Raw genomic sequence first — 21,416 nt, 5'->3', positions numbered from 1 at the left:
AAACACATACCGCTTATTCCGCAGTGCAGGCTACGCCGTAGCCTAATCGTTTTGACTGGTACAACGCTTTCGCCGTTCTGTCAAACCAGTCAGTAAAAGATTCGTTGTCTCTTAACACACCGATACCCACAGCAGTATTAGGCCGCCTTGGACCCAGCACGTCATTTTCTGTCATGGCTTTTAAAAGCCGTTGTGCAAGAACTTCAGCAGACGCAATATCGGTTTGCGGACACAACACCAAAAATTGCTCTCCACTCCAGCGTGCAACAACATCGACTTCTCTGACGGTGCTTAAACATACGTTTGCCACAGCCTTCAAAATATCCTCGGTATTTTGCGTACCGTATGTAGCATGTAACTCAGATAGATTATCGATTTCAGCGATGATCAGGCTGGGTGGTGTATGAAATCGCTGAAAACGGGAGACCTCTTCTTCCGCACGGTGCATTACATGATTGCGATTATAAAGCCCGGTCAGAGCATCGTGATTGGATAAAAACTCCAGTGTCCGGTTTTTCTCTAACAATGCCCCTTGCAGTGACTCAATTTCCTTATTCTTTTGTTTCAATTGCTGGGTATAGCTACCGACCACCCGCTTTCTCAATACAGTTCCAAACCCAACCAGGGCGATAACTAACACAATAAGGAAAGGAGTAAGCACGTCTGTATCGTCTACGCTTTTGACGTTACTCCAGCGTTTATAGATTTCCACTTTCTGATGCTCAGAAAATTTTCTTATTTGCTCATTCATCAATGGCAGCAACCTGCTGCTCATATCTTTTGTCACAGCAAAGCTCAGCGAGTCATATGGCTCGGCATACCCAACAATGACCAGATCATCAAGTTTCATGCTGTTAATATTCGAATACACACTCAACAGCGACCCGATCATCAAATCGAACTCGCCGCGAGACAGACGAACCAGACCGCGCGCCTCACTCTCCACAGTTTTCACCCTGACTTCGGGATAATTTCGAGCCAGATATTCTGCGTGCCGGTATCCTTCGACAATACCCACTAACTCATCCTGAACTGCCTGAAGTCCCTGTATCATCGCACTGCCTTTCTTGGCAACCAGTACATTCGGCGCTTCAAAATACGGCATTGAAAAATCCAGATATGTGGCACGTGAGGGGCTGGTGTTAAGCATCGTGAGCATCTGGCACTGGCCTTCCCGGACAAATGTAAGCGACTGTTCGAGAGAATCGGTTGGCACCAGGCTGAAGTCGAAATCCGTGCGCTTTTCAATCCTGTCGAGATAATCCCGGGAAATGCCGATATGCTCACCGTTCCTGAGCGCTTCATAAGGCGCCCAGTTGGGATCGATACAGTAATTGATGGTTTCTCCCTGTGCCGTGGCAAATACACTGATAACAAGCATGACAGGCAAAAACAAGAAACGAAAAAAACGTAACAAAATCAGATAACGCCTTGTGATTAATAGGAAAAATCGTTTACAGTATCTCGCCAATGAGAATAGTTTGCAACTAAACGCATCGTCGTTTTGCAAAAAGAGAGCAGACCCGGCCGGTACACTCGCCGGCCAATAATATAGCGACTATTATCAGGTTACTGCCTGTTTCTGTTGAAAAGCTGACTGCAAGTAAGTCTTCTGTTGAACAACGTCACGAAGACGGGTTACCGCGTCGGCAATATCACTGAAAGACAAGTAAAGCGGAGCAAAACCAATCCGCAGGATATCCGGCGCGCGGAAGTCCGCGATCACGCCTTCTGCTATCCAGGCCTGGCAAATGGCATATGCCTCCGGATGACGAAAGGCCAATTGACTGCCCCGCACGTCTACCGGAGGCGAAAAACTTTCCAACTGGGTGTCGAGTCCGCACGATTTCAGGCACTGACTGAACCATTCCATCAACGCGACGGACTTGTTCCTTATTTCACAAAGGTCGATCCCGTCAAAAACCTCGAGTGAGGCTTCCAGAATACTCATCCCCACGACACCCGGTGTGCCTGACAAGTTCTGTTTTATGCCGTCGGCGGGCTGATAATGCGGGTCAAAATTAAACGGACTGGCATGTCCCATCCAGCCACTGAGTGGCTGGATATACTGCTGCTGATGCCGACTCGCAACATAGATAAATGCCGGTGCGCCAGGGCCGCCGTTTAAGTACTTGTAAGTGCAGCCCACTGCAAAATCTGCCTCGCAGGCATCAAGCTCCACTTCAAACGCGCCGGCACTGTGGGCCAGATCCCAGACAACCAGGATCCCCTTATCATGTGCCGCTTTGGTAATAGCTTTCATATCCTGACGATACCCGGAGCGAAAATTCACCTGAGTGAGCATCAGTACCGCAATATCTTCATGTAAGGCATCAACAATATTTTGTTCATCAATAAACGTGAGCTTATGAGTGTCGCCAAGCTGGGCAATCAATCCTTCTGCCATGTAGATATCGGTGGGAAAGTTGTCTTTTGTCGTGGCAATGTATTGTCTGTCAGGACGCATTTTTAACGCAGCACTCAGCACTTTAAACAAATTCACAGATATGGAATCACAGCAAACCACCTGCCCTTCAGCTGCACCGACCAAATTGCCGATTTTATTGCCTACCCGTTGTGGTAGCCCAATCCAGTTATGTTGGTTCCACGACGTTATCAGACCGTTCCCCCATTGCTCACAAACTACAGTTTCTGCGCGCTGCTTCGCGGCCAGCGGCATCGCGCCAAGCGAATTGCCATCAAGGTAAATAACATTGTCCGGCAATGCGAACAGGGCTTTTTTATCGGCAAGCGGATCTTGCTTATCGAGCATGAGAGCGTGTTGCTTTATTTGCATAACTACAGCTTAACCTGTTTATAAAATTCATCGAACGCGACGGAACCTGGATAGAGCCAATCAAAATGACCTGCATCGTCAACCAGCACTTGCTTGCTTCGTGACAGTGAAGCGTGAGAGACAGGTACAATGGCGTCGGCCGTTCCCTGCATTAACACCACTTTGCCTTCCCACTTTCTGATAACCGGTTGTGCTTCCGCATACGCAGCAGGAATCTGCGCCGGCTCTCCCCCCATGAACGCAGAGGTAGCCTGCTGACAACTGTTGGTGCCCTGCGCGTAGCGGGTGATGTCGGTGATTGCCGCAAGGCCAATAATTTTATCTATTCGCAATGTGGCAGCTTCACCGGCTAACAATGCCAAATGACCACCTGCAGAGTGCCCTGCCACCACCACGTTCTGCGGATAACCTGTTGCGGTGAACCGGTCGTGAAGCGTGTTCAGCGCCGCGATAATATCATTTTTTGACCCGGGCCAGCCACCGCCCTCATCTCCGGTGCGACGGTACTCTACTCCAAACACTGTCAATCCGGCGGTTGCCAGATACGTCATCCAGCCTTTACTGTGGGCAATGTCATAGGCATTTAGCCAACAGCCTCCGTGTATAAACACCACAACAGTTTGCGTATCGCTAAGGGCGCCATACTGATAAATGACCTGCAATGGATCGTCACCATAGTGAAAAGACGCCTCCGCCTTACTGACGGGCAACTCCAGTAATGCCCGGTAAGGCACATTATGTGCAATGGTTTCCTCGCTACGCCCCGGCATTGACACAACCATGAGCAGAAAGCCCAGAATTATCAGAGGTAGTCCCCCGTTAATTACCCGCATTTACGATACACTCCAAAAAAAATGGCACCTGATTAAGGTGCCATTGTGCGTAAAAAAAAGCGTTGTGCCTAGCGTTGTTACAGCATTTCTACTGCCAGCGCGACTCCTTCACCGCCGCCGATACACAGCGTGGCTATTCCTTTCTTTTTACCTTCATTTTTTAATGCATGCAGTAAAGTGACCAGAATACGAGCGCCCGATGCGCCTATGGGATGGCCAAGCGCGCATGCTCCGCCGTGGATGTTTACCTTGCTTTCATCAAGACCCAGTTTGCGAATTGCCAGCATGGTGACCATAGCAAAAGCTTCGTTGATCTCGAACAAATCGACCTCATCTTTTGACCAACCTGCTTTTTCCAGGACTTTTTCTACAGCGCCAACTGGCGCGACGGTAAAATCTTCCGGTTTGATTGAATTGGTTGCATGAGCAACGACTTTTGCCAGGGGGGTCATCCCCATAGCCGCCGCTTTAGATTCACTCATTACCAATAAGGCTGCTGCACCATCCGAAATGGAACTGGAGTTGGCGGCCGTGACGGTACCGTCCTTTTTAAAGGCAGGACGCAGACTGGGAATTTTATCCGGGCGTGCAGATCCTGGCCCTTCGTCAGTATCCACCACCACATCCCCTTTTCTTGAGGACACAGTAACCGACACGATCTCATTATTAAATGCACCACTGTTAATCGCTTCATTCGCTTTGGAAAGAGAGCTAAGCGCAAATTCATCCATCTGCCCACGGGTGATACCTTCATCATCGGCCGTGTCCTGGGCGAAGCAGCCCATGGCTTTGCCGTCGTAAGCATTCTCCAGCCCGTCCAGCATCATATGATCCAGAACCTGACCGTGGCCCATACGGTAGCCTGTACGTGCTTTGGGTAACATGTAAGGCGCATTACTCATGCTCTCCATACCGCCTGCAACCACTACCTCGGCACTGCCCGCCTTAATTAAGTCGTGCGCTAACATGACGGCTTTGAGGCCTGAACCGCACACTTTATTAATCGTCGTGACGCCTGCACTTAACGGCAATTCGGCCTTTAAGGATGCCTGACGTGCTGGCGACTGACCCAATCCGGCCGGTAATACGCACCCCATGATGACTTCATCAACATTCGACACGTCAAACTCTTCGCATGCTGCCTTAATGGCAACCGCACCTAACTCCGTTGCGGGAACAGCAGACAAACTGCCGTTAAATCCGCCCATGGGCGTGCGCTTTGCAGCGACTATTACTACCGATTCGTTACTCATAATGTGTAAGCCTCTGTTCACTGTATTCTCGGGATACCGCTGTTCTTAGCGTACTGCGCGTATACAAAATTAAACACAATACTTTGGTGGTAAATACACCATTCCGCCGTCATGGATTGACGTTAGCAAAATGTTACTTTACCTTTACGTAAATTGTAATTAACGTTAACGTAAACCTGAAGACATTGCGTGTCAACGCTTCTCTGGCTTTTTGCCAGTAAGCGCACGTAAACCGGGTAACGACTGGGTGTACATCACAAGGTATGTGAAATGACCGACCATAACAATGAATCAACCTATACCATCGGCGAACTGGCCCGTGAGTTTGATATCACGCCGCGCTCCATCCGTTTTTACGAGGAGCAGGGGCTAATGAGTCCCAAACGTACCGGCCAGAACCGAATTTACTGTAACAAAGACAGGGTAAGGTTAAAGCTTATTTTACGTGGTAAGAGGTTGGGCTTCTCTCTGGCAGAGGTCAAAACCCTGTTTGAGCTGTATGACACCCACAACAATTCCGCCGCCCAGCTGGAAACCATGCTGGAACTAACCGAACAAAAGCGGGCAGTACTTCATCAACAACTTGAAGATATCCAAATGCTGATGAACGAGTTAGATGAAGTTGAAGCCCGATGCCGCGAAGAACTGGCAGAGATCAAAAAAGGAAAACTTGCATGAACACTCCCTACCCTACACTGAACTTCGGCCTTGGCGAAGACATCGATATGCTGCGCGATCACGTTTATCAGTTCGCGCAAAATGAAATAGCTCCACTGGCAGAAAAAGCGGATGAAGCGAACAGCTTCCCTAATGAACTGTGGCCTAAACTTGGCGAAATGGGTTTGCTTGGCGTGACCGTATCAGAACAATACGGTGGTTCAGATATGGGCTACCTGGCGCATACCGTGGCAATGGAAGAAGTCAGCCGCGCCTCTGCCGGTATTGGCCTGAGCTATGGTGCACACTCAAACTTGTGCGTAAATCAGATTTACCGCAATGGTACTGACGCCCAGCGCGAAAAATATTTGCCTAAACTGGTCAGTGGCGAACACATTGGTGCGCTGGCTATGAGTGAGCCAAACGCAGGATCTGATGTTGTCAGCATGAAGCTGAAAGCCGAAAAGCGTGGTGACAAGTACATCCTCAATGGCAACAAAATGTGGATCACCAACGGTCCGGATGCGCATACGTTCGTTATTTATGCGAAGACCGATGTAGCTGCCGGCCCTAAAGGCATTACGGCATTCATCGTAGAACGTGACTATCCGGGTTTCAGCCGCGCGCAAAAACTCGACAAGCTGGGTATGCGCTCCTCTAATACCTGTGAACTGGTGTTTGAAGACTGTGAAGTGCCTGAGAAAAATATACTTGGTGGCGTCGGTGCAGGTGTGAAAGTCCTGATGAGCGGCCTCGATTATGAGCGTCTGGTGCTGTCAGGTGGTCCGCTGGGCATTATGCAGGCCTGTATGGATGTGGTGGTGCCCTATATTCACGACCGCGAGCAGTTTGGCCAGTCGATTGGTCAGTTCCAGCTGGTACAGGGCAAAGTGGCAGACATGTACACCCAAATGAACGCCGCACGCGCTTATGTATATGCCGTAGCGAAGTCGTGCGACCGCGGTGAAACTACCCGTAAAGATGCCGCTGGTGCGATTTTATACTCAGCAGAACTGGCAACAAAAATGGCACTTGATGCTATTCAGTTGTTAGGTGGAAACGGCTATATCAACGAGTACCCCACTGGCCGTCTTTTACGAGACGCCAAACTGTATGAAATTGGTGCAGGCACGTCGGAGATTCGCCGAATGTTGATCGGCCGCGAGCTATTCAAAGAATCAGAATAACCATTACGAGTTAACACACTGGCTGCCGCGCCGGGTACTTACCTCCGCGGCATGTTTTCAGGATACACAGGAGGGTGTATGCCCGTCTTACGTACGCAAATAAACAATAAATCCGAGGCGTTTGCCGAAAACGCCAAGCATATGCAGGCGCAGGTAGATGACCTGTTCGAAAAAATTGCGCAGATTAAATTGGGTGGTGGTGAGAAAGCGGCTGCACGCCACGAGTCACGCGGTAAGTTGCTGCCCAGAGACAGGGTAAACGCGTTACTGGATGATGGTTCACCGTTTCTGGAAATTGGACAGCTCGCAGGCTGGGAAGTGTATGACGATTACGTACCCGCAGCGGGCGTGATTGCCGGTATCGGTCGGGTATGCGGCGTTGAGTGTATGATTGTGGCTAACGATGCGACGGTAAAAGGCGGCACTTACTACCCATTGACGGTGAAAAAGCACCTGCGAGCACAAACGATTGCTGACGAAAACAATTTACCGTGTATTTATCTGGTAGACTCTGGCGGTGCAAACCTGCCCCGTCAGGATGATGTTTTTCCTGATAAGGACCATTTTGGCCGTATCTTCTTTAACCAAGCCAATATGTCTGCTAAAAACATCCCTCAAATTGCCGTCGTCATGGGTTCATGTACCGCTGGCGGTGCTTACGTGCCCGCGATGGCCGATGAAAGCATCATCGTTAAAGAGCAAGGCACTATCTTCCTGGGCGGCCCACCGCTGGTAAAAGCGGCGACCGGCGAGGTAGTTTCAGCGGAAGAGCTTGGCGGTGGTGATGTCCATACCCGCACATCGGGTGTTGCAGACCAACTCGCCAATAACGATCATCATGCATTGAAGCTGGCGCGTGACTCGGTATCACGCCTCAATCGCACCAAGCATGTCGATTTGGATGTTCGCCCGGTGGTTGAGCCCCTTTATGATGCCAAAGACATTTACGGCATCGTGCCTAAAGACACACGTAAGACCTTCGATGTACGAGAGATTATCGCACGGGTTGTCGATGGCTCTGAATTCGACGAATTTAAACCGCTTTACGGCACAACACTGGTATGCGGATTTGCACGTATCTTCGGCTATCCTGTAGGCATCGTTGCCAATAATGGCATTCTTTTCGGCGAAAGCGCACTCAAAGGAGCACATTTTATTGAGCTGTGCGCCATGCGAAAAATCCCCTTGGTGTTCTTACAGAATATTACTGGCTTTATGGTGGGTAAACAGTACGAGGCTGGCGGCATTGCCAAGCACGGCGCCAAAATGGTAACCGCCGTCGCCTGTGCAAAAGTTCCGAAATTAACCGTTCTCATTGGTGGTAGCTTCGGTGCCGGAAACTATGGCATGTGCGGACGCGCCTACGATCCCCGCTTTTTGTTTATGTGGCCTAACGCACGTATTTCCGTGATGGGTGGTGAACAGGCAGCCGGCGTTCTGGCTCAGGTAAAGCGGGACCAGAAAGACCGCGCAGGCGAAAGCTGGAGTAAAGAGGAAGAAGCGGCGTTTAAGCAACCGATTGTTGATACCTACGAAACGCAGGGTCACCCCTACTACGCTTCAGCCCGCTTATGGGACGATGGCGTTATCGATCCTGCCGATACCCGCATGGTTCTGGGACTCTCACTTTCAGCAGCACTGAATAAACCGATCGAGGATACCCGTTTCGGTATCTTCCGCATGTAAGGACAGGACAGAATATTATGACTACTGACAATCAGGCGATTCATTATCAGGTTGATGAACGAGGCGTTGCTTTTGTCACGCTGACCCGTCCCGAAAAACACAATGCCTTCGACGATGACATGATCGCAGGCCTTACCCGCTACTTCAGGCAGGCCGGTGACGACAGTAATGTGCGTGTACTGGTTCTGCAGGCTGAAGGAAAAAGCTTTAGTGCCGGTGGCGATCTGCGCTGGATGCAGCGCATGGCTGAGTATTCTTACGAGGAAAATCATGCTGACGCCATGAGCCTTGCCACTATGCTTCACACCCTGAACACGTTACCTAAACCGACTATCGCTCGGGTACAGGGCGCCGCATTTGGCGGTGCAGTAGGCTTAATTGCCTGTTGCGATATGGCTATTGGCAGCAAACTCAGCAAGTTTTGCTTAAGCGAAGTAAAAATTGGCCTTATTCCTGCCACTATCAGTCCATATGTAATTGAGGCTATGGGCCCGCGTGTTTGCCGCCGTTACTTTCAGACAGCAGAAGTCTTTTCGGCACGTCGTGCGCGTCGACTCGGGCTATTAAGTGAAACGGTTACCGAGGAAGAGTTGGATTCAACAGTGAACGATTTGATCACTCAGCTTTTGACCAATGGCCCGCTAGCGGTAGGACAGGCGAAAGCCCTGATCCGGAATGTTGCCTACCGTCCGGTAGATGACAAGCTTATGCAGGAAACCAGCAAAATGATTGCCAATATCCGGGTTTCAGAGGAAGGTCAGGAAGGCTTACATGCGTTTTTAGAAAAACGTCCGGCGAAGTGGCAGGAGTAAAATAATGATACGTAAAATCCTAATTGCGAATCGGGGTGAAATTGCCTGTCGTGTGATTAAAACAGCGCGACGCCTGGGCATCGCAACAGTGGCAGTTTACTCTGATGCCGATGCCAATGCGCTGCACGTGAAAATGGCTGATGAGTCTATTCATGTTGGCGCTGCCCCATCAAAAGACAGCTACCTGGTAGCCTCGCGCATTATTGACGCGGCTAAAAAACTTGGCGTAGATGCTATCCATCCCGGATACGGTTTTCTGTCTGAAAACGCAGCGTTTGCCAATGCCTGCGCCGACAACGACATTATTTTTATCGGTCCACCGGCCTCTGCCATTGAAGCGATGGGCTCGAAGTCGGCCGCAAAGAATATCATGGAAGATGCCGGTGTGCCGCTGGTGCCCGGCTATCACGGTAACGATCAGGCGCGCGAAACATTAAAGCAGGCCGCTGATGATATGGGCTACCCGGTATTACTGAAGGCTGCCGCTGGTGGCGGTGGTAAAGGCATGCGTCAGGTATGGAACGACAGTGAATTCAATGATGCACTGGACGCTGCGAAGCGTGAGGCCATGGCCAGCTTTGGCGATGACATCATGCTGGTTGAGAAGTACCTGACCCAGCCTCGTCACGTGGAAATTCAGGTATTCTGTGATTCCAAAGGCAACGGCGTCTATCTGTTCGAGCGAGATTGTTCAGTGCAGCGTCGCCATCAGAAGGTCATTGAAGAAGCCCCTGCCCCGGGCATGACCGACGCACTTCGCGCCACCATGGGTGAAGCTGCGATCAAAGCCGCTCAGGCCATTGATTATGTTGGCGCGGGTACGGTGGAGTTCCTGCTGGATGCCGATGGTTCGTTCTATTTTATGGAAATGAACACCCGTCTGCAGGTTGAACACCCGGTGACAGAAATGATCACTGGCGAAGATTTAGTGGAGTGGCAAATTCGTATTGCTGAAGGTAATGCCCTTCCCAAAGCGCAGCAGGATTTAACCATCAATGGACACGCCTTCGAGGCCCGCATTTATGCGGAAGACCCTGACAATGACTTTCTTCCTGCCACTGGCACACTGACCCTGCTGCAACCGCCACAGGAAGACAAGCATATTCGCGTCGATACCGGCGTGGTTGAGGGCGATGAGGTGTCAGTCTACTACGACCCGATGATAGCAAAACTGGTGGTGTGGAGTGAGAACCGTGATACAGCGCTGGAAAGATTACTAAAGGCGCTACGTGAATATCACGTTAATGGTGTGACCACGAACATTGAATTTCTGTACAACGTCGCAGCCAATAAGGCATTTCGCGATGCTGAACTGACAACCACGTTTATTGAAAAGCACCAGGAAACCTTATTCAGCGCGAAGGGCGAACTAAATATTGACCGACTGCCTGTGATGTCGTTACTGGTTTTGCTTTCCAAACAGCAGAGCATAGCCGTTTCATCCGGTGATACAACGTCACCATGGGCCCAGCCAACTGCATGGCGCGCCAACGAGGCGCACACCCAATCACTGGCGTTACGGTATGGCGACAAAGACTTCAATGTTGTGATTGAGACCCTTGCCGCCGCACACAGTGGCTCGCCGCACTGGAAGGTCAGCAGTGGCGATCTCAGTTGGACAGTGACGGGGCACCTTGAGGGTAACACTCTGCATGCGCATATTGACGGACACCGCCAACGTTTCTCGTGGTCTGAAGAAGACGCCCAGTTTGTCTTATTTGCCGCCGACGCCGCCTATCACTTTATCCATCAGTTACCCGATTACGGTGACGATGCCGCTGATGTCGGGGTTGGCGAGTTTACCGCTCCGATGAACGGTACCATCGTCGACTTGCTTGTGGAGCCCGGAACCCACGTAGAAAAGGGCACCACACTACTGGTTATGGAAGCAATGAAGATGGAACATGGGATCAAGGCTCATAAAGCAGGTAAGGTGTCTGAGTTTTACTTCAAACCAGGTGAGCTGGTAGACGGAGGCGCTACCTTGCTGGCGTTCGATGAAGATGAGTAAATCGTATCCGGATAAGGTCAGCATTGTCGAGGTCGGCCCTCGCGATGGCTTACAAAATGAAAAAGCACAAGTGAGCACGGCGCATAAAATTGCCTTGGTTAATCTGTTGGCAGAAGCCGGGCTCAAGCGCATTGAAACCGGCAGCTTTGTGTCACCCAAATGGGTGCCACAAATGGCAGACTCCGCCGCTGTGTTTGCCGGTATTACCCGCAAACCTGTTGCTGTGTATTCAGCGCTGACTCCCAATATAAAAGGCTTTGACAACGCCGTGGCAGCGGGCGCCGATGAAGTGGCAGTGTTTGGTGCCGCCTCCGAAGCGTTTTCGCAGAAAAACATTAACTGTTCTATCGCCGAAAGCCTGGAGCGCTTTACGCCGGTGATGGAAGCAGCGAAAGCACAAAATATCAGAGTGCGGGGGTATGTATCGTGTGTACTCGGGTGCCCTTATGAGGGAGACGTGTCTCCTCAGTCTGTGGCAGAGGTTACCCGTACTCTGCTGGACATGGGGTGTTACGAGGTTTCTCTGGGTGACACCATCGGCACCGGAACACCGGTGAAAACTGCAGCCATGCTGGCAGCCGTGCTTGAGGTTGCACCAGCTTCTGCGCTTGCTGCACATTTTCATGATACCTACGGGCAGGCGCTGGCAAACCTGCTGGTAGCCCTGGAACATGGCATCAGCACAATTGACAGTGCGGTGGCCGGATTAGGTGGCTGTCCTTATGCACAGGGAGCCAGCGGTAACGTTGCGACAGAAGATGTGCTGTATATGTTAAACGGCATGGGTATTGATACCGGCGTGTCGATGGATATTCTGCTTGAAGCGACACGCCATATCAGCGGTGTCATACAGCGCCCTCCGGTATCCAAAGTTGCTGTTGCGATGGGAGTTAAATAGACCGAAACTGTTACGCAATATGCGCAATGGTCCCACGCTGTGCGGCTGATGATCGTCCCGGCAGCACTGCACAGCTGCCTTTAGGCCCAGGTCCGTTCCCGTCAGACAAAAGAAAAAGCTCAACAATTGTAACTGAGCTTTTTTGTGTCCCGGTTTCGATATTTCCCCGGTAAATCACACCTGACTATTGTCCTGCTTTTCGCCGGGCAAAATAAAACTGAGAACAATACCCAGCGCCAGAAACGCAGTCATGATGTAGACAACTGAAAATGAGATTAACGGGGCCAGCGCCGCATACATTGCGCCAAAGCCCAGCAGAATAATGCCAATTGCAGTATTACTGAAAGCTACCAGCTCAGTCCTGTCCTGACCCGACTTGACGTCCAGGCTATACGTTTTACGGCCTGTCCTGACCCCTGCGTGGGCAATGGAGAGCACAAAAAACAACGCAGCAGAAAGCCATAATGATGTTGCGTCCATTAGTAATAACCCCACACAAGCGAGAATGGCCAGCGCCCCCGCCAATTGCAGCGTAAGTCTGGCACTTTTATCAGACACCGTTCCCCAGAAAAATGACGATAGCATTGTCGCCGCAGCTTGCGCAGCCAGATAGAGCGGCAACAGGGCTTGCGCGCCGTAATCACTTTCAAGCATAAAGTAAGGTGCCACTAACGCCGAGTGCACGAACAAGCCCCGTACCAGAACGAATCGATACACCACACTGTCAAACTGCCAGAATCGCGTCTTGTCACTATTTGCTGTTGGTGTATCAATATCAACGTAAGTCTTTACCGGCAGGATAATCAGAAAGGTCGTGATAAATGATAAAGCAGCGAGTCCAAGCAGCCCTATTGCCACGCTGTCTCCGAGCTTGTCCTGGAAATAAACCAAAGGCACTGCCACCAGCAGGGTGACAACACCAGATGCTGTTGAGGCGATACCAATGAGCCTGCCGCGCTCGCCTTTCGGCGCGATGTCAGCTTCAATGTCTTTAAACGTTAACGAACAGGCGGAACGCCCCAGGCTAAGGGCTGCAAGCGCACCAAGCACCACCCATCCCGCTGTCGCGCTGGTCAGCATCATTGATGCTGCCACCATACTGCAAACCGCGGAGATTTGAACTGCCATTCCGATACGCCAGACATGGTGGCGTGCTGAGTAGCGGCGCAAGATAACACCAATACCGGCTTGCGGCAGTAATGCGCCGGATTCCCGAATTGGCACCAGCCAGCCTACCATCCAGCTGGGCGCACCAAGCGTTATTAACAATGCCGGCAGTGTTGTTTTGGGCGATACCAATAAATCTGCCAACTTGTTAAACGCCAGCCCTACCACCAGTTTTATCTTATTGCTTATCGCCACCCGTAACTCCTCTTACGCCTGTGTCTGGCATGCCGTCATTTTGCCTTACCAGATTTGTCCGGAATGAGGCAGAAGCCACGCAGAATTTTGCTTTGTCGTTTTGCGTTGATGACTGCGTTACCAACAAACCAGTCAGGATTTTTACAACCCGATTCGTTACGCTATTTTTTATCAGTAAGATCAGGCGGTTTGGCTCTGACACCCTACTCGCTCGTTCACCAAGTGTCCTCGCCAGATCGCAGTTTTGTGTTCGCACAAAACAAAAACGCGCACTTTTTGAGTGCGCGCTTTTACCGTATCGGGCAAATGGTTAAATCCGTTTCACTGACAAAAACGGAAAGTGAAATGGTTACCCCTGATTTTCAACAACCGTTTTCAGGTTTTCCAGTCCGGTCTCAAAATCCGAACCAATCATGTCGTCCAGCATAAGTACAAAGTAACGATCCATTGGGTTGTTGCCCACCTCACCTTCATCACTCCAGGTAACGCGGGTGCCGTCATCTGTCGGCTCGAGTGTAACACGACCAACAGAACCCATATCAAATTCGGGAAAGTACAAACTATATTCCACTAAGCGGTTGTGCTCCAGGTGGATAATTTCCATTTCACCGTCGCCCTGCGTTTCGCTTGCCCATTTTGAACGCATGCCTATTGCACGGTCTGGCCCACCGTACGATATTTGCATTTGTGGATCACGCTGGAACCATACCCCCCACTGCGGCCAGGCTTTGAGATCGACCACATGTTCGTAAATTTTATTGGGTGATGCATCAATGACAATGCTACGCTCAACTTTATAGTCACCGGGCAGCATAAAGCCGACGACCGCAGCAACAGCGATAATAATCAAAAGTCCATAGATTAATTTTTTCAGCATCGACATGCTTTTCTCCGTAATGTAGTAACTGCACCGACCAGATTATAACAAAAGATTAACAATTAGCAGTGTGCGATTAAAATTCTCCGCAGAGATGCTGTAATACAAACCTCCTCGCTTCCTGCGCCTGCACCGATGCTACCCAACTCACTTCACCGCCTTGCGGATCGCGATAAACTCTGCCGGCCTGTGGCGCTGAGGTAGAAGCAGACAATGTGCCTGTTTCGCGTTCGTATGCGTGTGTTGGCAGACCTAATATACTGGTGGACAGTATATCCCACATAAAATAGGTAAATTCGTAGGTAGGAATAGCCGTCACCGTGGCAGCCCAAAACTGACCTGCGAGATCGGAAACCGGCGTGTTACATGCCGCCAGCTCGCAGAGAAAGTCACGGTTTACAGGCAAGGCATTTGTGGCGTCAAGGGGAACCAGGCACACCGATAGCCCACTCGCGAGTAGCCATGCCGTGGCCGCAGGATCCCAATACGCATTCCACTCAGCGCTGCCATCGTGGTCGTGCATCGCCACGTTCCCTTTTACATCAATGGCGCCACCCATCCACACTACCTCTTCCACCTTGTCGAAAAGCACAGGATGGTCGTGCAACGCCCACATCAGATTGGTTGCTGGTCCGGTCATGAGCACGGTAAGCGGCGTATCACTATGTTGCAATATATCGCGAATAAACTGATGAGCAGGAACGCCAGAGTGATTGGACTGCGTTTCCTGTACCCGCAACATGGCGGGCAGTGAGTGACAAATTCGCGGCTGCGCGCGCCAGTCCGGTGGAAACGGATTGGGCCCTGTCTTGTTGCCAACGACAACCGGGATGTCATTTTTCCCACACAACGTGAGTATTTTTAGTGTCGATGTCAGAGCATCATCGGGATAACAGTCTGCAGGCGTGATACATACCCCCACCAAATCGATATTCGGCATGCGCAACAACAGCAAAAGCGACAATAAGTCATCAATGCCACCGTCATGATCAAAAATCACCCGGCGTCTGGTTACTGAAACAGTCATACATTCTCCTGAGCATGCTAATCCTGAGCACCAATGGTGTAAGTCCAAACACCTGACACACTTTCATGGCATATTATTTTTTCTTGTGTAATATGGATTTAAGGTTATCACGGACAATTAACGTCGTCGCCTCTACCACCGGACACTGTAGTATGCGATGCCAGATCCGGGGCTGCTGTTGATGCAACAGACCCTCTCGATAACGGCGATATGCGCCACATAAACAATATGACACAGTGGTATCGTGTCCAGATCGATGGAGATAAAGAGATGGCAGATCACAGTTCACGCTATATTAGTAACCTGACCCGGGATACCTATGCACTTATTCTCGCAGGCGGAAAAGGGTCAAGGCTGCATGAACTGACCAACTGGCGAGCGAAACCGGCGTTGTATTTCGGCGGAAAGTTTCGAATTATCGATTTTCCGCTGTCGAACTGCGTTAATTCGGGAATTCGCCGGATCGGTGTTGTCACTCAATATAAATCACACTCATTGATCCGTCATCTGGTGCGGGGCTGGGGGCACTTCAAAAAGGAACTTGGTGAGTCCGTTGAAATTTTACCGGCTTCACAGCGATTTTCTGATAGTTGGTACGAGGGAACTGCTGATGCCGTTTTTCAGAACATTGACATTATCCGAGATGAGTTACCAAAGTATGTCATGATCCTTTCAGGTGATCATATCTATCGCATGGATTACGGCAACATGCTGGCACGTCATAAAGAAAGCGGCGCAAAAATGACGGTATCCTGCATGTCGGTGCCGTTAGAGGAAGCTGCGGGCGCATTCGGGGTAATGTCTGTGGATGAGGATTACCGAATTCTTGGCTTTGAAGAAAAGCCTGCCTCGCCCACACCACTGCCCAACGACCCTACCCGCTGTCTGGCCTCTATGGGTAATTACGTTTTTGACACTGAATTTTTATTCGAACAACTTCGCCGTGACGCGGAAACCTCGGGCTCTCAAAGAGACTTCGGCAAAGACATCATTCCTTCTATCATCAAAGATCACATTGTCTGTGCTTATCCCTTCGAAGGGGGCCACGACGGCAACGCATACTGGCGCGATGTGGGAACGATTGACTCATTCTGGGAAGCCAACATGGAAATGGTGGCACCCGTTCCACAACTCAATCTGTACGATCAGAAATGGCCTATCTGGACTTATCAGGAGCAATTACCACCTGCCAAATTTGTTTGGGAAGACAATGATCGCCGGGGTGAAGCCATTAACTCAGTGGTGTCCGGCGGCTGTATTATTTCCGGATCGACGCTACGCCGAAGTTTATGTTTCTCTAATGTGCGAGTGCATTCCTATGGACTGATTGAAGAAGCGGTGATGTTGCCGGACGTCGAAGTAATGCGACACTGCAAACTGAAAAAAGTCATTATCGACCGTGGTTGCGTTATCCCTGAAGGCACGGTTATCGGTTACAACCATGACGAAGATCGCGCTCGCGGCTTCAGAGTGTCAGATAAAGGCGTCGTGCTGGTTACCCGCGAAATGCTAGGCCAGCCGGTTGGCGGGCTTCAGGCTTCCTGAGCCGCTTCCCAGCCCGAAATTGTGGCGGTGATATAATCCGCCACCGCCTCAGGCCGCTCCAGAACAAACATATGTCCGCCCGGTAAGACATCATGTCGAAGGTTATTCCCTTTGATAAACGGATTTCGTCTTTGCTCTGTGCAAACCGTGGTATCTTTGGCCGTCACCAATACTGCCGGACATGCCAGTTTGCCGTAATAGGTGTGCAAATTATGCGGCACATTTCGAAACAGTTCAGCTTCGACATCGGCGTTGAATGTCAGATGCCAGTGATAGCCACGCAGGCGCGTAACCGCATGGACGTAATCTTCAACACAGCGTTTGTCCATATTTTTAAACAGCCCCTTATCCTTAAAATAAGCCACCAGATCCGTGCTTTTTGGCCAGGTAGTTCGTCTTGACGCTGCCAGTCGTGCGGGCGTGAGTTTGTCGATATACGGCGTGTGTTTGATCAATCGGAAAAATAAACTGGCGACCCCTGTCACAAGTGGCGGATCGAACATAATCAGGCCCTTGAACAGTGAAGGTTGTTCGCACGCTGCCATATAGGAAATAACGGCACCAAAAGAATGACCGACAGCATACACAGGCTGCGAGTCCGGGCGTTTGGCTTTAACATGGGCAATGAGTTCATCCACCTGACTACGCCAGTTTGCGCTGACCGGATACTGAGGAGTATGGCCGAACTTAGACACGCTTAAGCGCTGCCAGTGTGCTGGCAGCGCATTGAAAAGCACATTGTAACTTTCAGCCGGAAAGCCGTTGGCATGGCCGAAGTGGTACGTTACCGGAGTGAGAGTGGAGGCAGTTTGCATAACGTTGTCACTGGCATGCCTGGTTACATCATATTGCTTATCCACACTGACTCCTACTGGTTATATACTACTGGCCGCTGGCCTCCGCCGCATCCCAGTCTTTCACAATCTTGGTACTGGTCCAGAAGAATACCAGAATGGCGATAGCATACGGAATAATAAGGTATAATAGTGCCTGTCTGAGCGCTTCAGTTTCACCCAGCGAAGGCACCAGCGCCTGACTGATGATGCCGGTTATAGTTGGTCCGCCACCCAGCGCGATAATATTTAATACAAAGAAAAACAGCGCCGTAGACATCGCTCTTACATTCACCGGCGCCAGGGTTTGCGCCATGGCAAAACAGGGACCGAAATAGAAGCCGGTGGTAAACAGTAAAATAGTGAGCAACGCGACGGAGGTCCATAAATCCTGTACCTGCAGCGCAAAATAGAACGCCGGCACACCGATGATTAAGGTGATGGCAGGCAACAATGCATAGGCTTTCTTGTTGGTTTTGCCCCACTTGTCAGCGATAACACCACCCAGCCACACGCCTCCCGCATAGGCTGTACCGTTAGTAATACCGAATACGACCAGCAGCAGGGTAATGTCCAGCCCTGCAAATGCGCGAACATAGTAGTCAATGATCCAGGTTGAAATCGCGTAGTTACCAAAAGACGCAAAGGAAATACCTAACGCCATTCCCCACCAGGTAGGCACACTTAAGAGTGCTTTCACCGACGTCCAGACGGTAGGTCCTTTTACCCCCTCAGCCGGCGCTTTCGCTGCGCTTCTGGCAGGCTCTTTCACCGTGAACTTAAGCAATATCGCAAGCGCGATACCGGGCAAACCCACGCTAATCATCACTGTTCGCCAATCGGCTTTTCCACCCTGCAGAAAAAACGCAGAGGCGAAAAATGCCAGCATGATCCCAAAGGGAATTCCCAGCGAGTAAATTGCCAATGCCCCGGCACGTTTCTCTTTCGGAAACAAATCAGAAATAATACTGTGAGCCGGTGGACTGCCTCCCGCCTCACCAATACCTACCCCAATTCGCGCCATGGCCAGCTGGAAGTAATTCGCAGCAAAACCGGAAGCCGCTGTAAAGCCACTCCACATGGTCAAAGAGATTGCGATAATATTCACCCGGTTGTAGCGGTCCGCCAGCCAGGCAATGGGGATCCCCACTATGGTGTACAACAAGGCGAAGTAAATGCCTTTCAACCAGCCTAACTGAGCGTCATCAAGCCCAAGGTCAGCTTTAATGAACGGGGAGAGAATGCCGACAATCTGCCGGTCAATAAAGTTAAACGCATAAACCAGCGTCAGAATGAAAAGCACGTAATTACGATATGCTTTTGACCCCGACTCTGTTTTAGAGGCTGTCGCCACGCCTGATTGAGACATAATTCACCTGACTTGCTGATAGTTTATCCCAGTCTACGTAAGACTCTGATGCTTACCACTAAATGTTAGTTATTTGTTAACATAAGTAGATGTATTAGCATTCTATTTGGCGGCGATGTAAGGATAGGTTAGGATGACGTCACTGAACTGATCGGACCAGAACATTATGCATGTAGACGAGTTATTATCCCTGCCCACTCCTGTTCAGGTGAGTGATTCAAAATGGGTATTTAATGAGCGAGTGATCCCCGACACCTGGGCACAGGGCCGTACCGCATTTGGCGGTGTTTCCGCTGGTATGATATATAAAGCTATCGTCCGCCAGGTACACGATGCCCGGTTACTGCGGTCGTTTACGACGAACTTTGTGGGTCCCCTGGCACTGGACACGCCTTTTACTATCGAGGTGACCCGCCTACGTGAAGGCAGTAACGTGTCTCAGTTTTCCGGACAAATTATTCAAAATGGCAAAATCTGCGTGTTTTGCCAGGCCTGTTTTGGTAAAGCGAGAAAGTCTGGGATCAAGGTGGAGTGTACTGAGGATCACGGTATGGACATTCCCAAAAAGGGCAAGTTTATTCCACAAATCCCCAAAGTGACCCCGCGTTTTGTGCGTAACTTTGATTTGTCCATTGATAAAGGCGGACTGCCGTTTAGCTGGAAAAAAGACAGCGCTTATCATGGTTTTATGCGCTTTAAGCAACCACCTGAGCGTATTACCGATGCCCATCTGATTACACTGATTGATGCCTGGCCCCCTACGCTGTTACAGATGATGAAGTTTCCGGCACCCGCCAGCACGGTAAGCTGGAACATTGAATTTATTCATCCTCATCATGAAGTCAGCGGTACAGACTGGTTTGCATATCAGTGCCACACCCGCCAGGCGGCAGATGGCTATGGGCATACCGAAGCTACCATATGGAACGCACACGGCGATGTTATTGCGCTAAGCAGGCAGACCGTCGCGGTGTTTGACTAGCACTGGGCTTTCGCGAAGGGCGTGGTAGTGGCAAGCACTGTTACCCTGCTACGAGGCTGGATTGCCTGTTGCTTCAGCTACACGCCCTGCTGCTTTTGATAACCCCGTGGCGCCGGTTCCGTTAAAAAAGCGTTTCAGTAAAGCATGAAGGCGCTGGGGTTAAACAGCGAAATAACACTGATACATTGAAGATTCGTGATATCAAGCGCGTCTTCCAGATCTTCGCGTTCAAGCTCAAGTATTTCATGCTGGTGTGGTTTGAGATTGTTATAGCTCGGGTAAATTTCGGGATTAACATTATCCAGCGCGAGCACGTAAGAAAGCTGGAGAATCTGAAGATCTTTATTATGCGCAGGGGTATCGGTCTCGTGAATATGACGAATGGGCTCGAAGATACAGGCCGGGATCCCCCACAGTCGAATCAATTCAGACGAGAGCTCGGTGTAACTAAAACCCAGAATGGCTTCCTGTAGCTCCTGTGGGCTGACGCGGGAATTAAATGCCAAACACCTTTTAGCTTCTTCAGGCATTTCGGCCACCACAACCAGCTCTCCAATATTGTGCAGCAATCCCGCAACGAACAGTCGCTCAGGCTGTTTCATCCGTTCTTTTTCAGCAAAGTATTTAGCCAGTAAACCACAGGAGACACTTTGCTCCCAGAACTTATCCAAATCAATGGCTTTACCCTCTACGTCGCTGAACGCATGAGTCACACCGTAGGCCAGTGCCAGGTCGTAAGCAGAGCGTGTACCGATAACCTGCAGGGCTTTCGTGATGGTTTCTATTTTGTTTGGAAAACGATACAACGCGCTGTTTGCCACTCGTAACAACTGAGTGGCGAGTGAAGGGTCAAAAGCAATGATTTCCGCTATGTCGTCCATGCTGGCGGCATCGTCGTCCATACACGCTTTCAGGCGAGTAACTGAGTCAGGGAGAACAAATAATTCTGTCGCTCTTTGAGCGATATCTTGCACGTTCATATTTTCAGATGCTCCGAAACCTTTCCCTTGGGTAGAAGGATTACGATGCCGTTCCCTGCGCAAATACTGAATCCGTTATTCAGATATAGAACATTATACGCAACCGCGCCATAAAAATCGCATAAGATGTCTGTTTTTTTCTGTCGAATAACTGGGGTCACCAGAGAATACTACTCAGTCAATGCGTTCCTCTCAATACAGTCAGGCTTCGTGAGTGATATCGCTACATATCGAATAGTAGAAAACTAAATGAAAGCGCCTGATAGTAGCGATTAGCTAGTGTGTGGCGTTTTAAAGTAAAACCAGT

The 21,416-nt window shown here is 50.3% G+C and carries 18 protein-coding genes; 8 read left to right on the top strand and 10 right to left on the bottom strand.

Features of this window, described 5'->3' with window-relative positions; genetic code table 11:
• Nucleotides 1-13 precede the first annotated feature (13 nt).
• The 4 genes from ACLBLI_RS08425 to ACLBLI_RS08410 form a co-directional block, all read right to left on the bottom strand.
• Nucleotides 14-1,417: a diguanylate cyclase domain-containing protein gene (locus tag ACLBLI_RS08425; protein WP_414830643.1), complete on the bottom strand. Its 1,404-nt coding sequence runs from the start codon at nucleotides 1,415-1,417 to the stop codon at nucleotides 14-16.
• Nucleotides 1,418-1,564: 147 nt separating this feature from the next.
• On the bottom strand, nucleotides 1,565-2,773 hold the full coding sequence (kynU, locus tag ACLBLI_RS08420) for a kynureninase (RefSeq protein WP_414830642.1): 1,209 nt from the start codon (nucleotides 2,771-2,773) through the stop codon (nucleotides 1,565-1,567).
• A 26-nt stretch (nucleotides 2,774-2,799) separates the two neighbouring features.
• Entirely contained in the window at nucleotides 2,800-3,630 is an 831-nt protein-coding gene (locus ACLBLI_RS08415; protein WP_414830641.1) for an alpha/beta hydrolase family protein, read from the bottom strand.
• Nucleotides 3,631-3,707: 77 nt separating this feature from the next.
• Nucleotides 3,708-4,883, bottom strand: a complete 1,176-nt coding sequence (locus tag ACLBLI_RS08410; RefSeq protein WP_414830640.1) for a thiolase family protein — start codon at nucleotides 4,881-4,883, stop codon at nucleotides 3,708-3,710.
• Nucleotides 4,884-5,153: 270 nt separating this feature from the next.
• Between ACLBLI_RS08410 and ACLBLI_RS08405 the strand changes: the two genes are divergently transcribed.
• The 6 genes from ACLBLI_RS08405 to ACLBLI_RS08380 all read left to right on the top strand — a co-directional run bounded on the left by ACLBLI_RS08405 (nucleotide 5,154) and on the right by ACLBLI_RS08380 (nucleotide 12,134).
• Entirely contained in the window at nucleotides 5,154-5,561 is a 408-nt protein-coding gene (locus ACLBLI_RS08405) for a MerR family transcriptional regulator (RefSeq protein ID WP_218309554.1), read from the top strand.
• Nucleotides 5,558-6,727 (top strand): isovaleryl-CoA dehydrogenase, encoded by a 1,170-nt coding sequence (locus tag ACLBLI_RS08400; protein ID WP_414830639.1) that lies wholly within the window; start codon nucleotides 5,558-5,560, stop codon nucleotides 6,725-6,727. The genes ACLBLI_RS08405 and ACLBLI_RS08400 overlap by 4 nt, the downstream gene beginning before the upstream one ends.
• Before the next feature lie 78 nt (nucleotides 6,728-6,805).
• Entirely contained in the window at nucleotides 6,806-8,413 is a 1,608-nt protein-coding gene (locus ACLBLI_RS08395; RefSeq protein WP_414830638.1) for a carboxyl transferase domain-containing protein, read from the top strand.
• Between the two features lie 17 nt (nucleotides 8,414-8,430).
• Entirely contained in the window at nucleotides 8,431-9,225 is a 795-nt protein-coding gene (locus ACLBLI_RS08390) for an enoyl-CoA hydratase/isomerase family protein (RefSeq protein WP_414830637.1), read from the top strand.
• A gap of 4 nt (nucleotides 9,226-9,229) precedes the next feature.
• Complete coding sequence (locus ACLBLI_RS08385) at nucleotides 9,230-11,236, top strand: acetyl/propionyl/methylcrotonyl-CoA carboxylase subunit alpha (RefSeq protein WP_414830636.1); 2,007 nt, start codon at nucleotides 9,230-9,232, stop codon at nucleotides 11,234-11,236.
• Nucleotides 11,229-12,134 carry a hydroxymethylglutaryl-CoA lyase gene (locus tag ACLBLI_RS08380; protein WP_414830635.1) on the top strand — a complete coding sequence of 302 codons (906 nt, stop codon included), beginning with the start codon at nucleotides 11,229-11,231 and terminating at the stop codon, nucleotides 12,132-12,134. Before ACLBLI_RS08385 ends, ACLBLI_RS08380 begins: the two co-directional genes overlap by 8 nt.
• Before the next feature lie 174 nt (nucleotides 12,135-12,308).
• On the opposite strand, the gene ACLBLI_RS08375 is transcribed toward ACLBLI_RS08380, so the two are convergent.
• The 3 genes from ACLBLI_RS08375 to ACLBLI_RS08365 all read right to left on the bottom strand — a co-directional run bounded on the left by ACLBLI_RS08375 (nucleotide 12,309) and on the right by ACLBLI_RS08365 (nucleotide 15,400).
• A complete protein-coding gene (locus ACLBLI_RS08375; protein ID WP_414830634.1) occupies nucleotides 12,309-13,496 on the bottom strand; it encodes an MFS transporter in 1,188 nt (395 codons plus the stop codon).
• A gap of 349 nt (nucleotides 13,497-13,845) precedes the next feature.
• Nucleotides 13,846-14,379, bottom strand: a complete 534-nt coding sequence (locus ACLBLI_RS08370; protein WP_414830633.1) for an SRPBCC family protein — start codon at nucleotides 14,377-14,379, stop codon at nucleotides 13,846-13,848.
• Nucleotides 14,380-14,449: 70 nt separating this feature from the next.
• Nucleotides 14,450-15,400: a nucleoside hydrolase gene (locus ACLBLI_RS08365; protein WP_414830632.1), complete on the bottom strand. Its 951-nt coding sequence runs from the start codon at nucleotides 15,398-15,400 to the stop codon at nucleotides 14,450-14,452.
• A 270-nt stretch (nucleotides 15,401-15,670) separates the two neighbouring features.
• On the opposite strand from ACLBLI_RS08365, the gene glgC reads away from it, so the two are divergent.
• The gene (glgC, locus tag ACLBLI_RS08360) at nucleotides 15,671-16,945 is read left to right on the top strand and encodes a glucose-1-phosphate adenylyltransferase (protein WP_414830631.1); all 1,275 of its coding nucleotides are present in this window, start codon (nucleotides 15,671-15,673) and stop codon (nucleotides 16,943-16,945) included.
• Here the strand turns inward: glgC and ACLBLI_RS08355 are convergent.
• Entirely contained in the window at nucleotides 16,933-17,760 is an 828-nt protein-coding gene (locus tag ACLBLI_RS08355; RefSeq protein WP_414830938.1) for an alpha/beta fold hydrolase, read from the bottom strand. The genes glgC and ACLBLI_RS08355 overlap by 13 nt on opposite strands.
• Before the next feature lie 67 nt (nucleotides 17,761-17,827).
• Nucleotides 17,828-19,147 carry a spinster family MFS transporter gene (locus ACLBLI_RS08350; protein ID WP_414830630.1) on the bottom strand — a complete coding sequence of 440 codons (1,320 nt, stop codon included), beginning with the start codon at nucleotides 19,145-19,147 and terminating at the stop codon, nucleotides 17,828-17,830.
• Nucleotides 19,148-19,313: 166 nt separating this feature from the next.
• Between ACLBLI_RS08350 and ACLBLI_RS08345 the strand changes: the two genes are divergently transcribed.
• A complete protein-coding gene (locus ACLBLI_RS08345) occupies nucleotides 19,314-20,129 on the top strand; it encodes an acyl-CoA thioesterase (RefSeq protein WP_414830629.1) in 816 nt (271 codons plus the stop codon).
• Between the two features lie 134 nt (nucleotides 20,130-20,263).
• Here ACLBLI_RS08345 and ACLBLI_RS08340 read toward each other — a convergent pair whose 3' ends face one another.
• Nucleotides 20,264-21,109 (bottom strand): HDOD domain-containing protein, encoded by an 846-nt coding sequence (locus ACLBLI_RS08340; protein ID WP_414830628.1) that lies wholly within the window; start codon nucleotides 21,107-21,109, stop codon nucleotides 20,264-20,266.
• Nucleotides 21,110-21,416: the final 307 nt, after the last annotated feature.

Origin of the sequence: Alteromonas sp. H39 (genome assembly GCF_047556435.1) — a bacterium.
GTDB lineage: Bacteria > Pseudomonadota > Gammaproteobacteria > Enterobacterales > Alteromonadaceae > Alteromonas.
Note: the sequence above shows the minus strand (reverse complement) of the source record. Positions and strands in the feature narration are given on the sequence as shown.